Annotated in this window: 18 protein-coding genes; 13 read left to right on the top strand and 5 right to left on the bottom strand. The window is 64.2% G+C overall.

Annotated elements, in window-relative coordinates; all coding sequences use genetic code 11:
* Positions 1-86: 86 nt before the first annotated feature.
* The gene (locus tag AAGW23_RS18660; protein ID WP_342407807.1) at positions 87-2117 is read left to right on the top strand and encodes a methyl-accepting chemotaxis protein; all 2031 of its coding nucleotides are present in this window, start codon (positions 87-89) and stop codon (positions 2115-2117) included.
* Here AAGW23_RS18660 and AAGW23_RS18655 read toward each other — a convergent pair whose 3' ends face one another.
* Positions 2118-2789: a response regulator gene (locus AAGW23_RS18655; protein ID WP_342407806.1), complete on the bottom strand. Its 672-nt coding sequence runs from the start codon at positions 2787-2789 to the stop codon at positions 2118-2120.
* On the bottom strand, positions 2786-6184 hold the full coding sequence (locus AAGW23_RS18650; RefSeq protein ID WP_342407805.1) for an ATP-binding protein: 3399 nt from the start codon (positions 6182-6184) through the stop codon (positions 2786-2788). The genes AAGW23_RS18655 and AAGW23_RS18650 overlap by 4 nt, the downstream gene beginning before the upstream one ends.
* 395 nt (positions 6185-6579) lie before the next feature.
* Here AAGW23_RS18650 and urtA point away from each other — a divergent pair, with 395 nt between their 5' ends.
* From urtA to AAGW23_RS18595, 11 genes are all read left to right on the top strand, one after another.
* Positions 6580-7749, top strand: coding sequence for an urea ABC transporter substrate-binding protein (gene urtA / locus AAGW23_RS18645; protein ID WP_425540839.1), 1170 nt, complete (start codon positions 6580-6582; stop codon positions 7747-7749).
* A 75-nt stretch (positions 7750-7824) separates the two neighbouring features.
* Complete coding sequence (gene urtB, locus AAGW23_RS18640; protein WP_342407803.1) at positions 7825-8745, top strand: urea ABC transporter permease subunit UrtB; 921 nt, start codon at positions 7825-7827, stop codon at positions 8743-8745.
* A gap of 10 nt (positions 8746-8755) precedes the next feature.
* The gene (gene urtC / locus AAGW23_RS18635) at positions 8756-9940 is read left to right on the top strand and encodes an urea ABC transporter permease subunit UrtC (RefSeq protein WP_342407802.1); all 1185 of its coding nucleotides are present in this window, start codon (positions 8756-8758) and stop codon (positions 9938-9940) included.
* Entirely contained in the window at positions 9937-10695 is a 759-nt protein-coding gene (urtD, locus tag AAGW23_RS18630; RefSeq protein ID WP_041103660.1) for an urea ABC transporter ATP-binding protein UrtD, read from the top strand. Before urtC ends, urtD begins: the two co-directional genes overlap by 4 nt.
* Positions 10696-10847: 152 nt before the next feature.
* Positions 10848-11537 (top strand): urea ABC transporter ATP-binding subunit UrtE, encoded by a 690-nt coding sequence (gene urtE / locus AAGW23_RS18625; RefSeq protein ID WP_342407801.1) that lies wholly within the window; start codon positions 10848-10850, stop codon positions 11535-11537.
* 99 nt (positions 11538-11636) lie between these two features.
* The gene (locus AAGW23_RS18620; protein WP_342407800.1) at positions 11637-11978 is read left to right on the top strand and encodes a hypothetical protein; all 342 of its coding nucleotides are present in this window, start codon (positions 11637-11639) and stop codon (positions 11976-11978) included.
* Positions 11975-12343, top strand: coding sequence for a DUF3140 domain-containing protein (locus tag AAGW23_RS18615; RefSeq protein WP_342407799.1), 369 nt, complete (start codon positions 11975-11977; stop codon positions 12341-12343). The genes AAGW23_RS18620 and AAGW23_RS18615 overlap by 4 nt, the downstream gene beginning before the upstream one ends.
* A gap of 104 nt (positions 12344-12447) precedes the next feature.
* The gene (gene fmdA, locus AAGW23_RS18610; RefSeq protein WP_342407798.1) at positions 12448-13677 is read left to right on the top strand and encodes a formamidase; all 1230 of its coding nucleotides are present in this window, start codon (positions 12448-12450) and stop codon (positions 13675-13677) included.
* Between the two features lie 77 nt (positions 13678-13754).
* Positions 13755-14102: a zinc ribbon domain-containing protein gene (locus tag AAGW23_RS18605; protein ID WP_342407797.1), complete on the top strand. Its 348-nt coding sequence runs from the start codon at positions 13755-13757 to the stop codon at positions 14100-14102.
* Between the two features lie 139 nt (positions 14103-14241).
* The gene (locus AAGW23_RS18600; protein WP_342407796.1) at positions 14242-15282 is read left to right on the top strand and encodes an aliphatic amidase; all 1041 of its coding nucleotides are present in this window, start codon (positions 14242-14244) and stop codon (positions 15280-15282) included.
* Positions 15283-15431: 149 nt separating this feature from the next.
* Entirely contained in the window at positions 15432-16487 is a 1056-nt protein-coding gene (locus AAGW23_RS18595) for an AAA family ATPase (protein ID WP_342407795.1), read from the top strand.
* Here AAGW23_RS18595 and AAGW23_RS18590 read toward each other — a convergent pair.
* From AAGW23_RS18590 to ada, 3 genes are read right to left on the bottom strand one after another with little or no spacing between them, the layout of a single operon-like run.
* Positions 16484-17272 carry a TatD family hydrolase gene (locus AAGW23_RS18590; protein WP_342407794.1) on the bottom strand — a complete coding sequence of 263 codons (789 nt, stop codon included), beginning with the start codon at positions 17270-17272 and terminating at the stop codon, positions 16484-16486. The two genes, AAGW23_RS18595 and AAGW23_RS18590, sit on opposite strands and share 4 nt — an antisense overlap.
* 41 nt (positions 17273-17313) lie before the next feature.
* Complete coding sequence (locus tag AAGW23_RS18585) at positions 17314-17559, bottom strand: hypothetical protein (protein ID WP_342407793.1); 246 nt, start codon at positions 17557-17559, stop codon at positions 17314-17316.
* Between the two features lie 51 nt (positions 17560-17610).
* Positions 17611-18648 (bottom strand): bifunctional DNA-binding transcriptional regulator/O6-methylguanine-DNA methyltransferase Ada, encoded by a 1038-nt coding sequence (ada, locus tag AAGW23_RS18580; protein WP_342407792.1) that lies wholly within the window; start codon positions 18646-18648, stop codon positions 17611-17613.
* Positions 18649-18806: 158 nt separating this feature from the next.
* Between ada and AAGW23_RS18575 the strand changes: the two genes are divergently transcribed.
* Complete coding sequence (locus AAGW23_RS18575) at positions 18807-19697, top strand: PA4780 family RIO1-like protein kinase (RefSeq protein WP_319300060.1); 891 nt, start codon at positions 18807-18809, stop codon at positions 19695-19697.
* Positions 19698-19978 lie beyond the last annotated feature (281 nt).

Genomic DNA, 19978 nt, shown 5'->3' with positions numbered 1-19978 from the left:
TATAAGTTTTCTCGCACCATTCTCTGACGAGCCCTGCCGCAGCCTCGACGCTGACGGCAATACAACAAAAAATTGGGAGACGTCTTTTGAAAAGTCTGTTGTATCCGGCTATCGCCCTGATGAACCGTCTGAGCTTCGGCATGAAGTTCAGCCTGATCAGCGTTCTCTTTTTCGTCCCCATGCTGTTGACCAACTTCTATCTGGTACGCGACTCGTACCAAGAGTTTGTGGGCACTCGCACTGAACTGCGCAGCCTGGAACTACTGGGCACGGCGTTGCAGCTGCGCCGAGAAATGGAAGACTGGAAAGATCTGGTCGAGATCGAAGGCATCATCGGCCAGACCGGTGAAGTGCAGGCGTTGGTGACCCGCCTGGCCAGTGCCGAACGAGAACTTTCCGCCCGGATGCAGAACCTGACGCCGGTCAGCGACAACCCTGAGCAGGTCGCTGAATTCAGCCAGCGCCGGGATGAACTGGACGCCGCGCTGCGTGAAGCACAGTCGCAGCAGTCGCTGCAGGCCAAGGCTGCGATGGCCCGTGCGTTGCTGGGCAAGGCCCAGGTAATGATCAAGCTGATCGCCAGCCAGTCGGGCTTGAGCCAGGACAGTCAGCGCGATGTACGGCTGCTCTCCGAACTGCTGACCTCGGCGACGCCGTCCATCACCGCTGCGCTCGGTGAAGGTCGGGCAGTGGGCTCCTATACCTTTGGCCAGGGGTACCTGAACTCCGATGCCAGCAACAAACTGGACGACCTCTTGCTCGAGCTGGAAAAGCAGCAGGCGCAATACGCTGCCCAGCTGCAGGATGTGCTGGGCAGCAGCCCTGCCGCGCAGCGCCGACTGGATGCTCGGGCGACGGCCAGCCGCGACTCGCTGCAGTCGAGCAGCGACATCTTCCAAGATCAAGTGATCATGGCAGAAGCCCTGGACCAGCCCTGGGATAAGTTCTATGACCTGATCAGCGCCGAGATGGCGAAGACCTATGCGCTCAATGACGCCATTCTCAGCTTTCTCGATGCCGAGCTCGAGCAGCGCCTCGAGCAGAAGCAATTGCTGATGGTGCTACTGCTGACCGCGCTGGCGTTGGTCTTTGTGCTCGTGGTCTACCTCTACAGCGCGTTCTACATATCCACCCGTGCGTCGTTGCGCAGCCTCGGCGCGATAATGGATAAAGTGGCCGCTGGCGACATGACGGCACGCTTCAAGGTGCAAAGCCGCGACGAACTGGGTGAGCTGGGCCAGGTGTTCAACGAGACCGTTTCGAAGATCCGCGAGCTCATCGAACGCGTCGGGCACACGGTGGGCGAGGTGGAGCGTCAGGCTTCGCGCGTCGAGACCGTTTCCGGCGAGAGCAACCAGACAGTGTCCGAGCAGCGCGGACAGATCGAGCAGGTTGCTACGGCAATGAACGAAATGTCAGCGACTGCGCAGGAAGTAGCCACCAGCGCCGAAGCCGCCGTGGGCAGCGCCCAGAGCGTCAATGATGAAACCGTCAGCGGTCGCACCCTGGTCGACGCGCAGGTGAGCGGCATCGGTCTGCTGGCCGCCGAGATCGAACAATCGGTCAGTGTGATCAATCAACTGGCAAGCGACAGCAAAGCCATCAGCCAGGTACTGGATGTCATCAAGGGCGTGGCGGAACAGACCAACCTGCTGGCGCTCAATGCCGCAATCGAGGCGGCGCGTGCAGGCGAGCAGGGGCGCGGTTTCGCTGTTGTGGCCGACGAAGTGCGCAGCCTGGCCAAGCGCACTCAGCAGTCCACCGAAGAAATCGAGCAGATGATTGGACGTCTGCAGGGCGGGGTCAGCGCGGCGGTCAAGACCATGCACTCCAGCCATTCAATGGCAGAAGAGACCGTAAGCCAGTCGGCACAGGTTCAGCAGGCGCTCGAGAACATCCTCGGTGCGGTCGGTGTCATCGTCGATCAGAACCAGCAGATCGCCGCGGCGGCCGAGCAACAGACCGCTGTCGCCCACGACATCGATCGCAACATTGTCGCGATCAATGAGGCTGGGCAGCGTACCGCGGAGGGCGCTGGCCATACCGAGCAGGCGAGCCGCGAGCTCACCGAGCTGGTTGGGCGCCTGCAGCAATTGATCGGCGCATTCCGGGTCTGATCAGCGGCCGGAGCCCGCTGTCATCGCTACGGCGGCGGCGGCCGTTCGGGTCTCGACGCCGAGCTTCACGTAAACGTGTTCGAGGTGCTTGTTCACGGTGCGCGGTGACAGTCCCAGGATGTCCCCGATATCGCGGTTGGTCTTGCCGCAGGCGACCCAGTGCAGCACTTCGACTTCTCGCCCAGTGAGCTGAAAGCGCTCGCTGAGGAGCGCATGCAAGTGCTTTTCGTCGCGTACCGAGTTGGCGGCCGAGGTCTGCCGCGCAGCGCGCAGGCTGCGCGCGGTTTTCAGGTGCGCGCCGACGCGGGCGACCACCTGTTCCGGGTGGATCGGCTTGGTCACATAGTCCACGCCGCCGGCGGCGAACCCTTCCAGTACATGCTCGCTTTCGGTCAGCGCGGTCATGAACACCACCGGCACGTCCTCGAAACCCGCTTCGGCTTTCATCAGGCGACAGGTCTCGAAGCCGTCGAGCCCCGGCATCATCGCGTCGAGCAGCACGATCTCGGGCTTCAGGCGCTGCATGCGATCCAGTGCGCTGCGCCCGTCCAGCGCGACCAGCACCATGTAGCCGGCCTGCTCCAGCGCGCTGGATAGAAGTGCCAGGTTGTCCGGCACGTCATCGACGATCAGGACCACGCCCTGGTGGTCGGGGACTCGCAAAGCATTCATCGGGCAAGGTTCTCCGTGGTCGGGTGGTCCTCGGCAGCGGCCGAGGCCTCGGCAAGGCAGGTGCTCAGAGCGTCCAACTGAAAACGTCGCGCCAGTTGGCGCAGCCGCTCGAGAAACGGCGCGCAGGCGGGCTCTTCATTGGCGAGCCGGTCGAGTCGTTCGAGTAGGCCGCGCAGATAGCCGAGGCTGGTCAGCTCCCGCAGTTCGCTCAATGCCGCGGCCGAGGGCAGCACTGACGAAGCGGGTTGCGGCGCGCGCTTGAGCCAGTTGAGTTGAAGGTGGTGTTCGATCTTCGCCAGGAGCGTCGGGGTGTGTACCGGTTTGGCCAGGTAGTCGTTGCACTGCGCACCAAGGCTGCGCTCACGGTCATCGGCAAAGGCATTGGCCGAAATCACGATGATTGGCGCGGGCGAGCCCACCCGCTGGCGGATCAGTTCGCTGGTCTGCCAGCCGTCCAGGCCCGGCATCGACAGGTCCATGAGGATCAGATCGGGGTTGTGCAGCGAGACCTGGCTGAGCGCTTCCTGACCGTTGGCCGCGAGCAGTACGTCGAAGCCCAGGGGCGAGAGCATGCCGTCTAGCACACGACGGTGCTCCAGGTGATCGTCGACGACCAGCACCCGTCGCCGGGGCCCTTGGTAGCCGACAATGTCGTGCTCGACATGCACCACGGCTTGCGGCACGCGCACTTCGGGCAGGTAGATACGTAGCTGAAAGGTGGTGCCCTCGCCGGGCGTGCTGCGCACCGACAACTCACCGCCCATCAGTGCAGTGAGCATCCGCGTGATGGTCAGGCCGAGGCCGAGGCCGTGATCCTTGCGCAACGGATCGCCGCGCTCGAAGGGCTGGAACAGCCGTTCCAGCTGCTCCGGCGCGATGCCGATGCCGGTGTCGACGATGTCGAAGGTGGCGGTTTCGCGCAGGTAGCTAAGGCGCAGCGTGACACGGCCCCGGTCGGTGTAGCGCACCGCGTTGCCGAGCAGGTTGATGAGGGTTTGTCGGACCCGTTTTTCGTCGCCCCGCACCACCGCCGGCATGCGGCCCTGCGGCTCGAAGACGAATGACAGGCCCTTTTCCTGCGCCTGCGGATCGAACATCTGCCGCAATTGCTGAAGAAACTGTGGGAAGGGAATTTCGCAGGGCTCAAGGTTCAGCTTGCCCGCCTCGATCTTGGCGATGTCGAGTAGCCCGTCGATCAGCGACAGGAGGTGCGATCCGCTGCGGTAGATGGTCCCCAGCGCCTCCTGATGGTGGCCCGCGGTGGCAGGGTCGCGCTGCAGGATCTGCGTATAGCCCAGGATACTGTTGAGCGGCGTGCGCAATTCGTGGGAGAGGCCGGTGACGTAGCGGCTCTTGGCTGCGTTGGCGGCTTCGGATGCCTCCTTGGCGCGCTGCAGCTCTTCGTCGGTCTTGCGGTGCGCCTCGATCTCCTGCATCAGCAGGTGCGTCTGGCGATCGGATTCCTCCTGTGCGACCTTGCGGCTCTCGCGGGTCAGCACCACCCACCAGGCGAGGATGCCGGCGAACAGCGAAAGGGTCAGGAAGGCCTTGAGAAACGCGTGGTAAAGCGCCTCGAGCGCCTGGTCAGGGTTACTGGCGAAGCCGTGCGCGACCTGGCTGTAGATCAGCCAGAGCGCGGCGGAAATAAGCCCAATGATCAGCCCGAGCACGCCCAGGTAGTGCGCCAGGCGGGTGTGCAGTCGCGGCACCGAAACGCGCGGGAAGGCCCAGCGAACGAAGTCGTCGAACTGCTCGGCCAGCCGTGCCCGTGGCTTGCAGGCATCGCCGCAACGCGCGTCGAGCGAGCAGCACAGCGAGCAGATGGGGCACCCATAGGCTGGGCAGAAGGCCATGTCCTCCGGTTCGAATGGGTTGCTGCACAGACCGCAATCGATCGTGCCCTGTTGCCGTGGGTAGAGCAGGGCCGGTTCGCTGGTGCGGGCGATGTAGTAACGGCCTTGGGTCAGCCAGGCGATCAGCGGCGCGCAGATCAGCGCCACCACCAGCGCGATCATCGGCGAGGCCGCCTGCGCCAGCGTACCGAGTACCCCCAGGTGCGCCAGGATGGCCAGCAGCGACGCAATGAGCATGGCGCCGACGCCGACCGGGTTGATGTCATACAGGTGCGCACGTTTGAACTCGATGTGACGCGGCGACAACCCGAGCGGCTTGTTGATCACCAGGTCTGCGACCAGCGCACCGATCCAGGCAATCGCCACGTTGGCATAGAGGCCGAGCACCTGTTCGATGGCCTCGAATACGCCCAGCTCCATCAGCATCAGGGCGATCACCACGTTGAACACCAGCCAGACCACGCGCCCCGGATGGCTGTGGGTCACGCGCGCGAAGAAATTCGACCAGGCCAGGGAACCGGCGTAGGCGTTGGTCACGTTGATCTTCACCTGCGACACAATGACGAACAGCACCATCGCACTGAGCGCCCACGCCGGCGATGCGAATACGTAACTGAACGCGACCAGGTACATCTGCGTCGGCTCGGTGGCTTTCTCCACCGGGATTTCATGCTGCAGGGCAAGAAAGGCGAGAAAGGCACCGGCGAGCATCTTCAGCGCACCGGGGATGATCCAGCCGGGCCCGGCGAGCAGCATCGCCGCCCACCAGCGGGCGCGATTCTGTCGGGTCTTCTCCGGCAGAAAACGCAAGTAGTCCACTTGCTCGCCGATCTGCGTGATCAGCGCCAGCGCCACGGTACAGGCGGCGCCGAACGACAGCAGGTTGAACGCGCCGCCGTCGCCCTCGCGACCGGCGAAGCTCGGCAGGTCGGCCAACGCGCCCGGGTTCTTGGCAATGACGAAGGCATAGGGCAGCAGCAGGAGGAACAGCCAGAGGGGCTGACTCCACAGCTGCAGGCGGCTGATGCGCGTCACGCCGTAGGTGACCAGCGGAATGATGATGATCGCGCAGAGCACATAAGCCAGCGCCAGCGGAATCGACAGATAGAGTTCCAGCGCCAGCGCCATGATCGCCGCTTCCAGGGCGAAGAACAGAAAGGTGAAGCTGGCGTAGATCAGCGAGGTGATGGTCGAGCCGATATAGCCGAAACCGGCGCCGCGGGTCAGCAGGTCCATGTCCACGCCATAGCGTGCCGCGTAGTAGCTGATCGGCAGGCCGGTGAGGAAGATCACCAGCGCCACGGCAAGCACGGCCCAGAGTGTATTGGTGAAGCCGTAGGACAGGGCGAGGGTGCCGCCGATCGCTTCCAGTGCGAGGAAGGACACCGCGCCAAGCGCGGTGTTGGCGATGCGGAATTCCGACCACTTGCGGAATGACTTGGGGGTGAAGCGCAGGGCGTAATCTTCCAGCGTTTCGTCGGCGACCCAGGCGTTGTAGTCGCGCCGGATCTTCACCACCCGCTGTGTGCCTGTCGAATGCACGGCCGTGCTCCCGGCTGATTGTTTGCTGTAGCGCGTTAGCAACTTCTATGCCCCGCCTTGCCGCTGCTGGCCGGCCCGCCCGCGGCGGTATGTCGGCCCTTCGTGCGGCGCCGAAACAGGACATTGCTGCACCAGCGGCGCCGCGTTCGTGCCTGAGCATGCACCAGCCGGGCGCGCGGCGCGGTACGTCAGATGACGTACACCCTTACGTCAATATGCGTATGTCACGCCTGTGGCCACCGGCCCATGCTTGCTCCCGACCCGATGCCGTTCCGCCACCTTGCGGCACGCCGGGCACGGCCCACCGAGACAGGAGCATCACCATGGACTTGAAACCGAAAGGCGCTTCACGCCTTCTCCCGCGTCGGCTGGCGCAAAGCGCCGCCGCCCTCTCGATGCTGGCGATGAGCGTCTTCGCTTCCTCGGCCAGCGCTGAGGTCAACACCACCGGCCTTGCGGTGACCGACAGCGAAGTCATCGTCGGGCAGCTGCATTCGGCCACCGGCACCATGGCCATTTCCGAGACCGGCTCGATCCAGGCCGAGCGGCTGGCCATCGAGCAGATCAACGCCTCCGGCGGCATCCTCGGTCGCCAGATCAAGATCGTTCAGGAAGACGGCGCCTCCGACTGGCCGACCTTCGCCGAGAAGGCACGCAAGCTGCTCGAGCGCGACAAGGTCGCCGCGGTGTTCGGCTGCTGGACCAGCGCCTCGCGCAAGGCCGTGCTGCCGATCTTTGAGAAGGAGAACGGGCTGCTCTACTATCCGACCTTTTACGAAGGCCTCGAGCAATCGAAGAACGTGATCTACACCGGGCAAGAGGCGACCCAGCAGATCCTCGCCGGGCTCGACTGGGTGGCGAAAGAGAAGGGCGCCAAGACCTTCTATTTGCTCGGTTCCGATTACATCTGGCCGCGCACCTCGATGAAGATTGCCCGCAAGCACATCGAGAACGTGCTCGGCGGCAAGGTGGTCGGCGAGGAGTACTACCCGCTGGGCAACACCCAGTTCGGCTCGCTGACCAACAAGATCAAGCTGAAGAAGCCTGACGTGATCTTCGCCGCCGTGGTCGGTGGGTCCAACGTGGCCTTCTACAAGCAGTTGAAGGCCGCTGGCATCACCGCGGACAAACAGACCCTTTTGACCCTCTCGGTGACCGAGGACGAACTGCTCGGCATCGGCGGCGAGAACATGGCCGGCTTCTATGCGTCGATGAAGTACTTCCAGAGCCTGGACAACCCGAATAACGCCGACTTCGTCAAGGCGTTCAAGGCCAAGTACGGCAACGACGCGGTCATCGGTGACGTCACCCAGGCCGCCTACCTCGGGCCCTGGCTGTGGAAGGCGGCGGTCGAGAAGGCCGGCAGTTTCGACGTCGACAAGGTGGTCGCGGCCTCTCCGAGCATCGAGCTGAACACCGCGCCGGAAGGCTACGTGAAGGTTCACGAGAACCATCACCTGTGGAGCAAGACGCGCATCGGGCAAGTGCAATCCGACGGCCAGTTCCACGTGGTCTACGAGTCCGGCCTGATCGAACCCAACCCCTTCCCGAAAGGCTACCAGTAAGCCCACCGGCAAACGGCGATCCACCGGGGTCGCCGCTCGCCTGCCTGCCCCACTTGCAACGATCGGGAGACTTCAATGGACCTGTCGCTATCGGATTTCGGCGCCATCGCCATCATGCAGGGGTTCAACGGCCTGTCCGTGTTCTGCGTTCTCCTGCTGATGGCGCTGGGGCTGGCGATCATTTTCGGCCAGATGGGCGTGATCAACATGGCCCACGGTGAATTCCTCACGGTCGGCGCCTACACCACGTTTCTGGTGTCGACGCTGACGCTCAAATACGTGCCTGCGCTGCAGCCGTACTACTTCTTCTTCGCTATCGTGCTGTCGTTCGTTATCGCCGGCGCGCTCGGCTGGCTCGCAGAATGGGCCTTCATCAGCCGGCTCTACCATCGCCCGCTGGATACGCTACTGGCCACCTGGGGGTTGTCGCTGGTGATGCAGCAGGCGTTCCGCTCGATCTTCGGCGCCCGCGAAGTCAGCGCCACCTTGCCGGACTGGCTGATGGGCTCGTGGATGCCCACCGAGAGCATCGACATTCCGCTCAATGGCTTGTTCGTGATGGGCCTGACGCTGCTGCTCACCTGCACCATCTTCGTGCTGATGTACCGCTCGCGCTGGGGACTGCAGGTACGCGCTACGGTGCAGAATCGGGTCATGGCGCGCTCAGTCGGGATCAACACCAAAAAGGTCGACCGCATGACCTTCGCCCTCGGCTGCGGCGTGGCCGGTGTCGCCGGTGCGGCCTTCACCACCATTGGCTCGACCGGCCCGACCTCCGGCTCGCTGTACATCGTCGACACCTTTCTGGTGGTGGTCTTCGGCGGCGCGGCCAGCCTCTTCGGCACCATTGCCTCGGCGTTCGCCATCGCCCAGACCCAGTCTATGGCCGAATTCTTTATCAGTGGTTCGATGGCCAAGGTGCTGACGCTCTCGGCGGTGATCCTGATCCTGATGTTGCGCCCGCAGGGGCTGTTCTCTCTCAAGGTCCGCAAATAGGAGCAGCCCGATGAAGCCATTTCTCGACAACCTGGTCGGCGGCAAGCAGGGCGCCGCCGGCCTGCTGATCCTCGCCGTATTGCTGCTGGTGGTGTTCCCGCTGGCGCTGGACGCCTTCCGCCTGAACATGCTCGGCAAGTACCTGACCTACGCCTTCGTCGCGGTCGGCCTGGTGCTGTGCTGGGGCTATGGCGGCATCCTGAGCCTGGGGCAAGGCATCTTCTTTGGCCTTGGCGGCTATTGCATGGCGATGTTCCTCAAGCTGGAAGCCTCCGACCCGGAAAGCACCAAGATCCAGTCCACGCCCGGCATTCCGGACTTCATGGACTGGAACCAGATCACCGAGTTGCCGTTGTTCTGGCAACCCTTCCACAGCTTCGGCTTCACCCTCGTGGCGGTGATCGCCGTGCCTGTGCTGCTGGCACTGATCGTCGGTCTGGCGATGTTCAAACGGCGCGTCGGCGATGTGTATTTCTCGATCGTCACCCAGGCCATCGCGGCGATCCTGACCATCCTCATCATCGGCCAGCAGGGCCTGACCGGCGGAGTCAATGGCATCACTGACCTGCGCACGCTGATGGGCTGGGACATCCAGAGCAACGAGGCGAAGACCACGCTCTACTTCGTCTGCGCGGTGCTGCTGCTGGGCTGCATCCTGCTCGGGCGTTTCATCCTCTCGTCCAAGCTGGGTCGCCTGCTGATGGCCATGCGCGACAAGGAGGAGCGGGTGCGCTTCTCCGGCTATGACGTGGCCAGCTTCAAGGTCTTCGTGTTTTGCGTGGCGGCGGCTTTCGCCGGCATCGGCGGCGCGCTCTTCACGCTGCAGGTCGGCTTCATGTCGCCGAGCTTTGTCGGCATCGTGCCGTCGATCGAGATGGTCATCTTTGCCGCCGTCGGCGGGCGTATGTCTCTGCTCGGCGCTGTGTATGGCGCGCTGCTGGTGAACTACGGCAAGACGGTGTTCTCCGAGAGCTTCCCCGAGCTGTGGCTGTATTTCATGGGTGGGTTGTTCATCGCCGTGGTCATGTACTTCCCCAACGGCCTGGCCGGCCTCTGGCAGAGCCATGGCCGTCGCTGGCTGGCCCGCATCGGCCAGCGTCGCCAGGCGCAGGTCGAGACGGCGCCGATCACACCGACGCCCGCCGCCAAGCCGGAAACGAAAACCGCTGCCACTGCCCTGGAGACCACGCCATGAGTGCGACCGGCTTCGTATCGCCCAAACCGGTGCTGGCCATCGAAGGCCTGACCGTGTCCTTCGACGGTTTCAAGGCCGTCGACGGGCTCAACCTCTACCTGGACCGCAACGAAGTGCGCGTGGTGATCGGCCCCAACGGCGCCGGCAAGACCACGGTGCTCGACCTGATCTGCGGCAAGACCAAGGCCACCGCTGGCTCGATCCAGTTCGACGGTCGCGAGCTGACGAAGATGAAGGAGTTCGACATCGTCCGCGCCGGGGTTGGGCGCAAGTTCCAGAACCCCTCGATCTACGAAAACCTCAGCGTGTTCGAGAACCTGGAGATGTCCTACCCGGCCGGGCGCAAGGTGTTCAGTGCGCTGTTCTTCAAACGCTCGGCCGAAGTGGTCGCTCGAGTCGAGGAGGTCGCCGCCGACATCGGCCTGGCCGAGCAGCTGCACCAGGAGGCCGGGCTGCTTTCGCACGGGCAGAAGCAGTGGCTGGAGATCGGCATGCTGCTGATGCAAGACCCTGAATTGCTGATGCTTGACGAGCCGGTCGCCGGCATGAGCGTCTCCGAGCGGCTGCAGACCGCCGAGCTGCTCAAGCGCATCAGCCAGGGGCGCTCGGTGCTGGTCATCGAGCACGACATGGAGTTCGTCAAGAGCATCGCCCACAAGGTCACGGTGCTGCACCAGGGCAAGCTGCTTGCCGAGGGCAGCATGGACGCCGTGCAGAACAACCCCAAGGTGGTCGAGGTGTACCTCGGGCACTGAGCGCTACGGCGTTTGGAACGCGTGGATAACGCTGCGCGGTTATCCACCCACGCCAAGCTGGCCGTAGGGTGGACATCGCCGCAGGCATGTCCACGCGTGTCGCCGCCAACATCGGATTGGACATACGCCCAGCGGGCACCAAGGAGTTAACTATGTTCCAGATCAGCAACCTCGCCGCCGGCTACGGCCAGAGTCAGATCCTTCACGACCTCAATCTCAAGGTCGAAAAGCAGGAGATCGTGGCGGTCATGGGCCGCAACGGCATGGGTAAAACGACCCTGTTCAAGACGCTGATGGGGATCGTCGGGCAGACCGCCGGCAGCGTGAAGGTCGCCGGCCAGGAGCTTGCTGGCCTCGAGACCCATCAGCGCGTCGAGCGGGGCGTGGCCTATGTGCCACAGGGGCGGATGATCTTCCCCAGCATGACGGTGCTGGAGAACATCCAGACCGGCCTGCCAGCTTCGGCCGGTGGCCAGGTGCCGGAGGACCTCTACGCCCTGTTTCCGGTGCTGCACGAGATGCGCAAGCGCAAGGGCGGCAACCTCTCCGGCGGCCAGCAGCAGCAACTGGCGATCGCCCGCGCCCTGGCGACCAATCCCCGGGTGCTGTTGCTCGACGAGCCCACCGAAGGCATCCAGCCGTCGATCATCAAGGACATCGCCCGCACCCTGAAGGAGATCCGCTCGCTGCGCGACCTGACCATCATCGTCTCCGAGCAGGTGCTCTCGTTCACCATGGAGATCGCCGACCGCTTTCTGGTGATCGAGAAAGGCCGCTTCGTGCTTGAGGAGCGTGCCGCCAATGCCGACGAGGCGACCATCAGCCGCTACCTGTCCGTCTGAGGCGATCACCGGCGGCGCCGGGCCAGTCGTCGCGCCCGGCGAACTCGCTGGCGCCTGTCGAGTCGGCTATAGCAACACCGGCTTCGAGAGGGCGCCTCCATGTCCGCCACCGCGAAAAAGACCGACCCGCAGCTGTGGGAGCGGGTCAAGCAAGCCGTCACTGACGGCGACAAGGGCGGCGCGCCCGGGCAGTGGTCGGCGCGCAAGGCGCAGTACGCCGTGCAGGAGTACAAGAAGCGCGCGGACTCCCGGCGTGGCCAGCAACACTCCAAACAGCCTGCCGACGTCGCGCGCAAGGCCAGCCGTGAGCGCGAGCCGGCGCTCAGCGGGCTGAACAAATCTGAACTCATGCGGCGTGCAGCCCAGCGCAATATTCGTGGTCGGTCCTCGATGAGAAAGGCCGAGCTGGTCGCGGCGCTCGAACAAGCGGGTGAACGATGAGCGATTTCAGTGAGCACGAGCGGCGCGACACGCGCGACGAATTCCACAGTGTGGTGAACATGACGCCTTCAGCGTTGCGTCGATGGCTCGGCAGCGAGCAGAGCCGCAGCGTTGGCATGACCGCCGAAGGCGACAAGGTTACCGCGCCAGGGGATGGCGAAGCGGTCGGCCACCACATGGGCGAGCGCATCCTCCAGCTCAAGAGCACCCACCAGGCCGATCTCGGCGACGACGATTACCAGGCCATGCGCAAGGTCGTCGGCTACGTGCATCGCCACCTGGCGCAGCGCCCGAAGGGTGACGTTACCGATAGCCGCTGGCGCTATTCGCTGATGAACTGGGGGCATGACCCGCTCGCGGATTAGCGTCACCTACGTCATCCAACGTATTTGCCGATCGACCGATGCGGCGAAGACTAGGCCCGTACTCAGCGCAACGCTGACCCTTCAACGGTCCCAGGAGCTTCGTCATGACCGACACCCTGATCAAGGTCGATTTGAATCAGCCCGCCCCCGAAAATGAACAGATCCACAACCGTTGGCACCCGGACATCCCCATGGCCTGCTGGGTCAAGCCAGGCGATGATTTCATCCTCGAGACCTACGACTGGACGGGCGGGGCGATCAAGAACGATGACGACGCCAGCGACGTGCGCGATGTCGACCTTTCCACCGTGCACTACCTCTCCGGTCCAGTGGGTGTGCAGGGCGCCGAGCCGGGCGACCTGCTGGTGGTCGAGCTGCTGGACATCGGCGCCAAGCAGGATTCGTTGTGGGGCTTCAACGGCTTCTTCTCGAAGAACAACGGCGGCGGCTTTCTCACCGATTACTTCCCCGACGCACAGAAATCCATCTGGGACTTCGAGGGCATGTTCACCAAGAGTCGGCACATCCCCGGCGTGCGCTTCGCCGGCCTGATTCACCCGGGCCTGATCGGTTGCCTGCCGGATCCAAAGCTGCTCTCGGCCTGGAACGAGCGCGAGCAGGCGCTGATCGACACCAACCCGACCCGTGTGCCGCCGCTGGCCAATCCGCCGTTCGCCGCCACCGCCCACGCCGGCAAGGCGTCGGGAACCTTGCGTGACAAGATCGCCGCCGAGGGCGCACGCACCGTGCCGCCGCGCGAGCACGGCGGCAACTGCGACATCAAGGACCTGTCGCGCGGCTCGAAGATTTTCTTCCCGGTCTATGTCGACGGTGCCGGGCTGTCGGTGGGCGACCTGCACTTCAGCCAGGGCGACGGCGAGATCACCTTCTGCGGGGCCATCGAGATGGCGGGCTGGGTGCACATGAAGGTCGAGGTGATCAAGGGCGGCATGGCCAAGTACGGCATCAAGAACCCGATCTTCAAGCCCAGCCCAATCGTGCCCACCTACAACAACTACCTGATCTTCGAAGGCATCTCGGTGGACGACAACGGCAAGCAGGCCTACCTGGACGTGAACCTCGCCTACCAGCAGGCCTGCCTCAACGCCATCGAATACCTGAAGAAGTTCGGCTATTCCGGTGCCCAGGGCTACTCGCTGCTCGGCTCGGCGCCGGTGCAGGGCCACATCAGCGGGGTGGTCGACATTCCCAACGCCTGCGCGACGCTGTGGTTGCCGACCGACATCTTCGAGTTCGACATCAACCCCAGCGCCGCCGGCCCGACCCGTTTCCTAGACGGCTCGATCAACATGCCAATCGCCTACGACAAGTGAGTTCGTCTATCCGGGCGGGGCAGGTGCTCTGGACGGCGGCCTGGCCCGCCCGGATGGAGAACACGGAGGAACGCGGTATGCCCATCTACGAATACGACTGTGCCGGTTGCGGCGATTTCACCCAGCTCAAGCCCATGGCCGAGCGTGATCAGCCATGCCAATGCCCGGCCTGCGGTGAGCTGGCCGTGCGGGTGGTTCTCAGCGCGCCCGGTCTGGCGACCCTCGCCGGCAGCCAGCGCCGGGCTCACGAGACCAACGAGCGCAGCGCCCATGCGCCGCAAACGCTGGCCGACTACAAGGCGCGCCGCCAGCACGGCGCCGGCTGCAGCTGTTGCGCGCCGAGCAAGCCGGTCGAGCGCACCAAGGCCAACCCGCACGGCCTCAAGGCCAGCCCCTCGGCGCGGCCGTGGATGATCAGCCACTAGCCATTGTTGCCAGCCGCGTGGACATCGTGTTGCGGCCTGCCAAGCGTCCAACCCCTACCTTCGCGCCGTAGGGTGGAAAACGGCGAAGCCTTTTCTACCGAGCGTCCCGCGAGGCGAACTCATGAATGGAGACCCCCCCATGCGCCACGGCGATATTTCCAGCAGCCCCGATACCGTCGGCGTCGCCGTCGTCAACTACAAGATGCCGCGCCTGCACACCAAGGCCCAGGTGCTCGACAACGCCCGCCAGATCGCCGAAATGATCAAAGGCATGAAGCTCGGCCTGCCGGGCATGGACCTGGTGGTGTTTCCCGAGTACAGCACCATGGGCATCATGTACGACCCCGGCGAGATGATGGACACCGCCGCCAGCATTCCCGGTGAGGAGACGGCGATCTTCTCCGCTGCCTGCCGCGAGGCGAAAACCTGGGGCATCTTTTCGCTCACCGGCGAGCGCAACGAGGACCCGGCCAAGGCGCCCTACAACACCCTGGTGTTGATCGACGACCAAGGCGAGATTCGCCAGAAGTACCGCAAGTGCATCCCCTGGTGTCCGATCGAAGGCTGGTACCCGGGCGATCGCACCTACGTGACCGAAGGCCCGAAAGGCATGAAGGTCAGCCTGATCATCTGTGACGACGGCAACTACCCCGAGATCTGGCGCGACTGCGCGATGAAGGGCGCCGAACTCATCGTGCGCTGCCAGGGCTACATGTACCCGGCCAAGGAGCAGCAGGTGCTGATGGCCAAGACCATGGCTTGGGCCAACAACTGCTACGTGGCGGTGGCCAACGCCGCCGGCTTCGATGGCGTCTACAGCTACTTCGGCCATTCGGCGATCATCGGCTTCGACGGTCGCACCTTGGGCGAGTGCGGCGAGGAGGAAATGGGTATCCAGTATGCGCAGCTGTCGGTCTCGCAGATCCGTGATGCGCGGGCCAACGACCAGTCGCAGAACCACCTGTTCAAGCTGCTGCATCGCGGTTACACCGGCGTCTACAACTCCGGTGACGGTGACAAGGGGGTGGCCGACTGTCCGTTCGAGTTCTACCGCACCTGGGTGCTGGACGCACAAAAGGCGCAGGAAAACGTCGAGGCCATGACCCGCAGCACGGTCGGCGTGGCCGATTGCCCGGTGTACGAACTGCCGCACGGCGGCAAGGAAAAGACCGCAGGCTGACGCCGCGGCTTCGGCGCACACCGATCCATCGGGCGCCGCTTCAGGCGCAGGGTGGATCGCGCTTGGTCGAACCACCGGGCGGTGCAACGGTGAATGGAAAAGAGCGTCCTTCACCCATCGGACTTCAACCCTTCCAGGCAGGGAGCCACATGCCCTTCGTCAACGACCTGATCGAACACAACCGCGCCCAGGCCGGGCAGCCTGCACGCCAGCAGGCGGCGAAGGCCTCGCGCTTTCTCTTCGAGATCGAAGCGGTCATGGCCCTGCTGCGCGGGCGCATCGTTGGGCAGCCCGCGGTGCTCGACGCGGTCGAGGCCATGCTGCAGGTGGTGAAAGCCGACCTCGGGGACCCCGAGCGGCCGCTGGCGGTGAATCTGTTCGTCGGCCCCACCGGCGTCGGCAAGACGGAAATCGTTCGCCTGTTGGCGCTGGCGATCCACGGCCGGGCCGACGCCTTCTGCCGCATCGACATGGGCACGCTGGCTCAGGATCACTACGCCTCCGCGCTCACTGGCGCGCCGCCCGGCTATGTGGGTAGCAAAGAGGGCGCCACGCTGCTGGATGCCGAGGCCATCGCTGGCAGTTTCAGCCGGCCGGGCATCGTGCTGTTCGACGAACTGGAAAAAGCCGGGCCAGAGGTGATTCGCAGCCTGCTCGGCGTGCTCGACAGCGGCCAGCTGCGCCTGACCGCTGGCAGTCGCACGCTGGATTTTCGCAACGCGCTGGTGTTCTTTACCAGCAATGCCGGAGCCCGCGAGGCCTGGGCCGCGTTTCACCGCCATGCCCATGGCTGGCGCCGCTGGTTGGGGCGTTCGGCCCCCGCGGAGCAGCGAACGGTCGAGACGGCGCTGGCGCAGCGGTTCGATCCGGAGTTTCTCAACCGGCTCGACCGCGTGCTGCTGTTCCGGCGTCTGGATCGCGACTGGTACGACGCCGTGCTGAGTATCGAACTGGCTCGCCTTAACGAGCGGCTGGCGCGCCGGGGCGCGCGGGTCGAGGTGACTGCCGAGGCGCGCCGGATGCTGTGCGCCGACCCGGACCCGCGCTACGGCGCACGAGACATCTCCCGGCGGCTGCGCACGCGCCTGGAACCGGTGCTGGCAGAAGCGTTGCTGGGGGCGCCGCATGTGGACAGCTGGCGCATTGCAGCCGTGAACGGTGTCTTGCAGGCCGGGCCGCTGGAGTCAGGGACCGACGACATTTAGCCGGCGTGCGCCCAGCCGAACAGCTCGCAGCTGTTCCGGTAACTGGCGTCCGCCAACACCTCTGGGCTGATGCCACGCAATTGGGCCAGCTCGCGACAGATGTCTGGAAGGAATTCGGGGCTGTTGCGCTGCCCGGCGTGGCTGTGGGGCGTGATGTCAGGTGCATCGGTTTCAAGCACGATGCTGTCGAGTGGCAATTGCTGCAGCACCCGGTGCATGCGATGCGCCTGGGGCCAGGTTCCCGCACCGCCCAGTCCCAGTTTGTAGCCCAGCTTGATGTATTCGCGGGCTTCTTCCCAGCTGCCGCTGAACGCGTGCGCGATGCCGGTGCGCTTGAGCTTGTGACGCTTGAGCATGGCGATCATCTGGGCATGCGCGCGACGGACATGCAGCAGCACCGGCAGCTCGAATTCGCCAGCAAGCGCGAGCTGCGCGCCGAGCAGCTGCTGCTGGCGCTCTTTGTCCGGATCTTCGATGTAATAGTCGAGGCCTATCTCGCCGATGGCGCAGAGCTTGTCCTCGCCGCGCAGGCGCTGCAGCCACTCACGCAGCGCGTCGATGTGCTCCGCTCGGTGATCCTGCAGGAACACCGGATGCAGGCCCAGCGCGGCATAGACGGCTGGCTCATCCAGCGCCATCTGCCAGACCCTTTCCCAGTTCGATTGATGCACGCCGAGCGCCAGGATCCGCTCGACACCGGCACTGGCGCAGCGGGCCAGTACCTCACCGCGGTCGGCATCGAAGGGGTCGAAGTCGAGGTGGGTGTGGGTGTCGATCAGGGGCACGGCGGTCATCTCCTTGTTTTGGCCGTTTGCGGCGGCGTGGTTCAGCGGTGCGCTTCTTCTTCGATCTGGATGTCGCTGACGCCCAGTTCGGCCATGCGGCTGTGCTCGCTGGCGCGTTCCGGAATTTCCCAGGGCGCGTCGACGCTAGCGCGGGGCTCTTTGACGTGGTGCAACAGGATCTCCAGCTCGGCTTGCTCCATAGCAGGCGCTTCGAAGGCGCTCAACGTCAGGGACGCCGGCTCGCCATTGATCAGGTAATGGATGCGGTAGCGCTTCAGTTCGGTCATGGCTGGGCTCTTTTGCGGTGGCATGTACTGCATGCGACCGCTGAAACCTCGTCAGGCTCCCGATTCATCACGCTCTGATTCAAGCAAAGCGGCCTTACGCTCGACACCCCAGCGATAGCCGGTCAGTGCCTGGTTGGCACCGACCACGCGATGGCAGGGCACCAGCAATCCCACCGGGTTGCTGGCGCAAGCCCGGGCCACGGCGCGCGCATGGCTGCCGAGGCTCGCAGCCAGCTCACCGTAACGGCGAGTCTCGCCAGGCGGAATGCTCTGCAATGCCTGCCAGACCCGTTGCTGGAAGGCGCTGCCACGCAGGTCCAGCGGTAGTTGGACGGCGCGGGTCGGCTCCTTCAGCTGAGCCACAATTGCTTTAAGCCATTCGCCGAGCCCAGCGTGATCAGGCACCAGCTCTGCCGCCGCGAAACGTGATTGCAGTTCACCGAGTAGCGCTTGTTGTTCATCGCCGAACAGCAGAGCGCAGATGCCCTTGTCGCTGGCAGCCACCAGCAGCAGCCCCAACGGACAGGCGCTGGTGGCGTAGCGCAGGGTCTCTCCGGCGCCTTTGCGGCGGCGCTGGGCGGGGCTGAGTGCTGCAGTACGCTGATAGACACCACGCGTGCTGCCGTAGCCTGCGTCCAGTGCCGCACCGAGCACTGACTCGGCATCCGGCAGCTGCATCTCAAGCCGCTCGCGTCGGCGCGCTGCGGCCCAGGCGCGAGGCGTCAGGCCGGTTCGCGCCTTGAATGCGCGCGCCAGATGCGATGATGACAGGCCGATACGGGCAGCCAGCTGCTTCAGGGTCATCGGTTCGACGCTCTCATCCAGCAGGCGGCAGCCAGCGATTACCAACTCGTCGAGCTGCTCGGCGAGGCTCTTGCCTTGAGGCGAACAGCGTCTGCACGCCCGAAATCCGGCGGCCTCGGCCTCGTGGATGTGGCTGAAGAAGCTGACACCCTCGCGCCGGGGACGACGTGCCGGGCAGCTCGGACGGCAAAAGATACGGGTCGAGTGCACGGCAAACACGAAGCGGCCATCGAAGCTCGGATCGCGATCGCAGAGCGCTTGCCAGCAGTGGTCGAAATCGAGCATTGCAGTGCTCCCTGGGTGAATGAACAGGATTGTCAGCCCTGACCGGCACTGATGCCAATCCACAGTACGCTTTCAAACTTGCGGGCGAGCATGGAAGCCCGTTCGTGATTGCCGTAACCTGCAGATCTGCATAGCCAAAAAGGGTCTGTAAGCCGCTGATGAAAACGCCAAAACGACTCGAGCCGTTGGTCGAGGATGGGCTGATCGACGAAGTGCTGCGCCCGCTGATGAGCGGCAAGGAAGCAGCGGTTTATGTAGTGCGCTGTGGTGACGAGCTGCGTTGCGCCAAGGTCTACAAGGAAGCCAACAACCGCAGCTTCCGACAAGCTGTTAAGTATCAGGAAGGCCGCAAGGTCCGTAGCAGCCGCGATGCTCGCGCCATGGCCAAGGGTTCCAAGCACGGGCGCAAGGAAAAAGAGGAAAACTGGCAGAACGCCGAAGTGGCCGCCTTGTTCAGGCTGGCCGACGCCGGTGTGCGCGTGCCCAAGCCGTACGACTTCCTCGACGGCGTGCTGCTGATGGAGATGATTTCCGGTGAAGACGGCGATGCTGCACCACGTCTCAACGACGTCGACCTGCATCCCGATGACGCGCGGGAGTTCCACGCGTTCATGGTTCATGAAGTGGTCAAGATGCTCTGTGCCGGGCTGGTGCATGGCGACCTGTCCGAGTTCAACGTGCTGCTCGACGAGCACGGACCGGTGATCATCGACCTGCCTCAGGCAGTCGATGCGGCGGGTAACAACCACGCCTTCGAAATGCTCGAGCGCGACGTGGGCAATATGTCCGCCTACTTCGGGCAGTTCGCGCCCGAACTTAAGTTCACCCGCTACGCCAAGGAAATGTGGGCGCTGTACGAAGACGGCAAGCTCACGCCTGAATCTGAACTGACCGGGGAATTCGCCGAGCCGGAAGATGCCGCTGACCTAGACGCTGTGATGCGGGAGATCAAGGCGACCCTGGCCGAACAGGAGCGCAAGGAAGCCCTGCGCAACGCAACGGATGAGCCTAGCGACGAGCCACCGACGCCGCCATGGATGCGCAACTGAACCGGGGAGGCGCGAGCCGGGCATTCTCGCTCGGTTCTGCTGTGCTCGGCAGCGAGCTTGCTCGCGAAGCGGACGGCGAGGCCTGATCAGAAGCTTCGCCAGCAAGCTGGCTCCTACAAGGGCTGAGCGGGCTGCTGGCTCACTCGTTCAAGTGGTCCCGCGTGGAGCAGGTGAGCAACGCGCTTCGTGCTGCACAGGCTTTTCGTAGATACCGTCTTGCCCCTTAGTGCGCAATGGCGAGTCTGGGGTCGAAAGGTTGCCCTGACTTGAGCACGCCATAA

Origin of the sequence: Stutzerimonas chloritidismutans (assembly GCF_038562055.1) — a bacterium.
GTDB classification, from domain to species: domain Bacteria; phylum Pseudomonadota; class Gammaproteobacteria; order Pseudomonadales; family Pseudomonadaceae; genus Stutzerimonas; species Stutzerimonas chloritidismutans_A.
The sequence above is the reverse complement of the archived record's forward strand: the minus strand, read 5'-3'. Positions and strand labels throughout refer to the sequence as shown.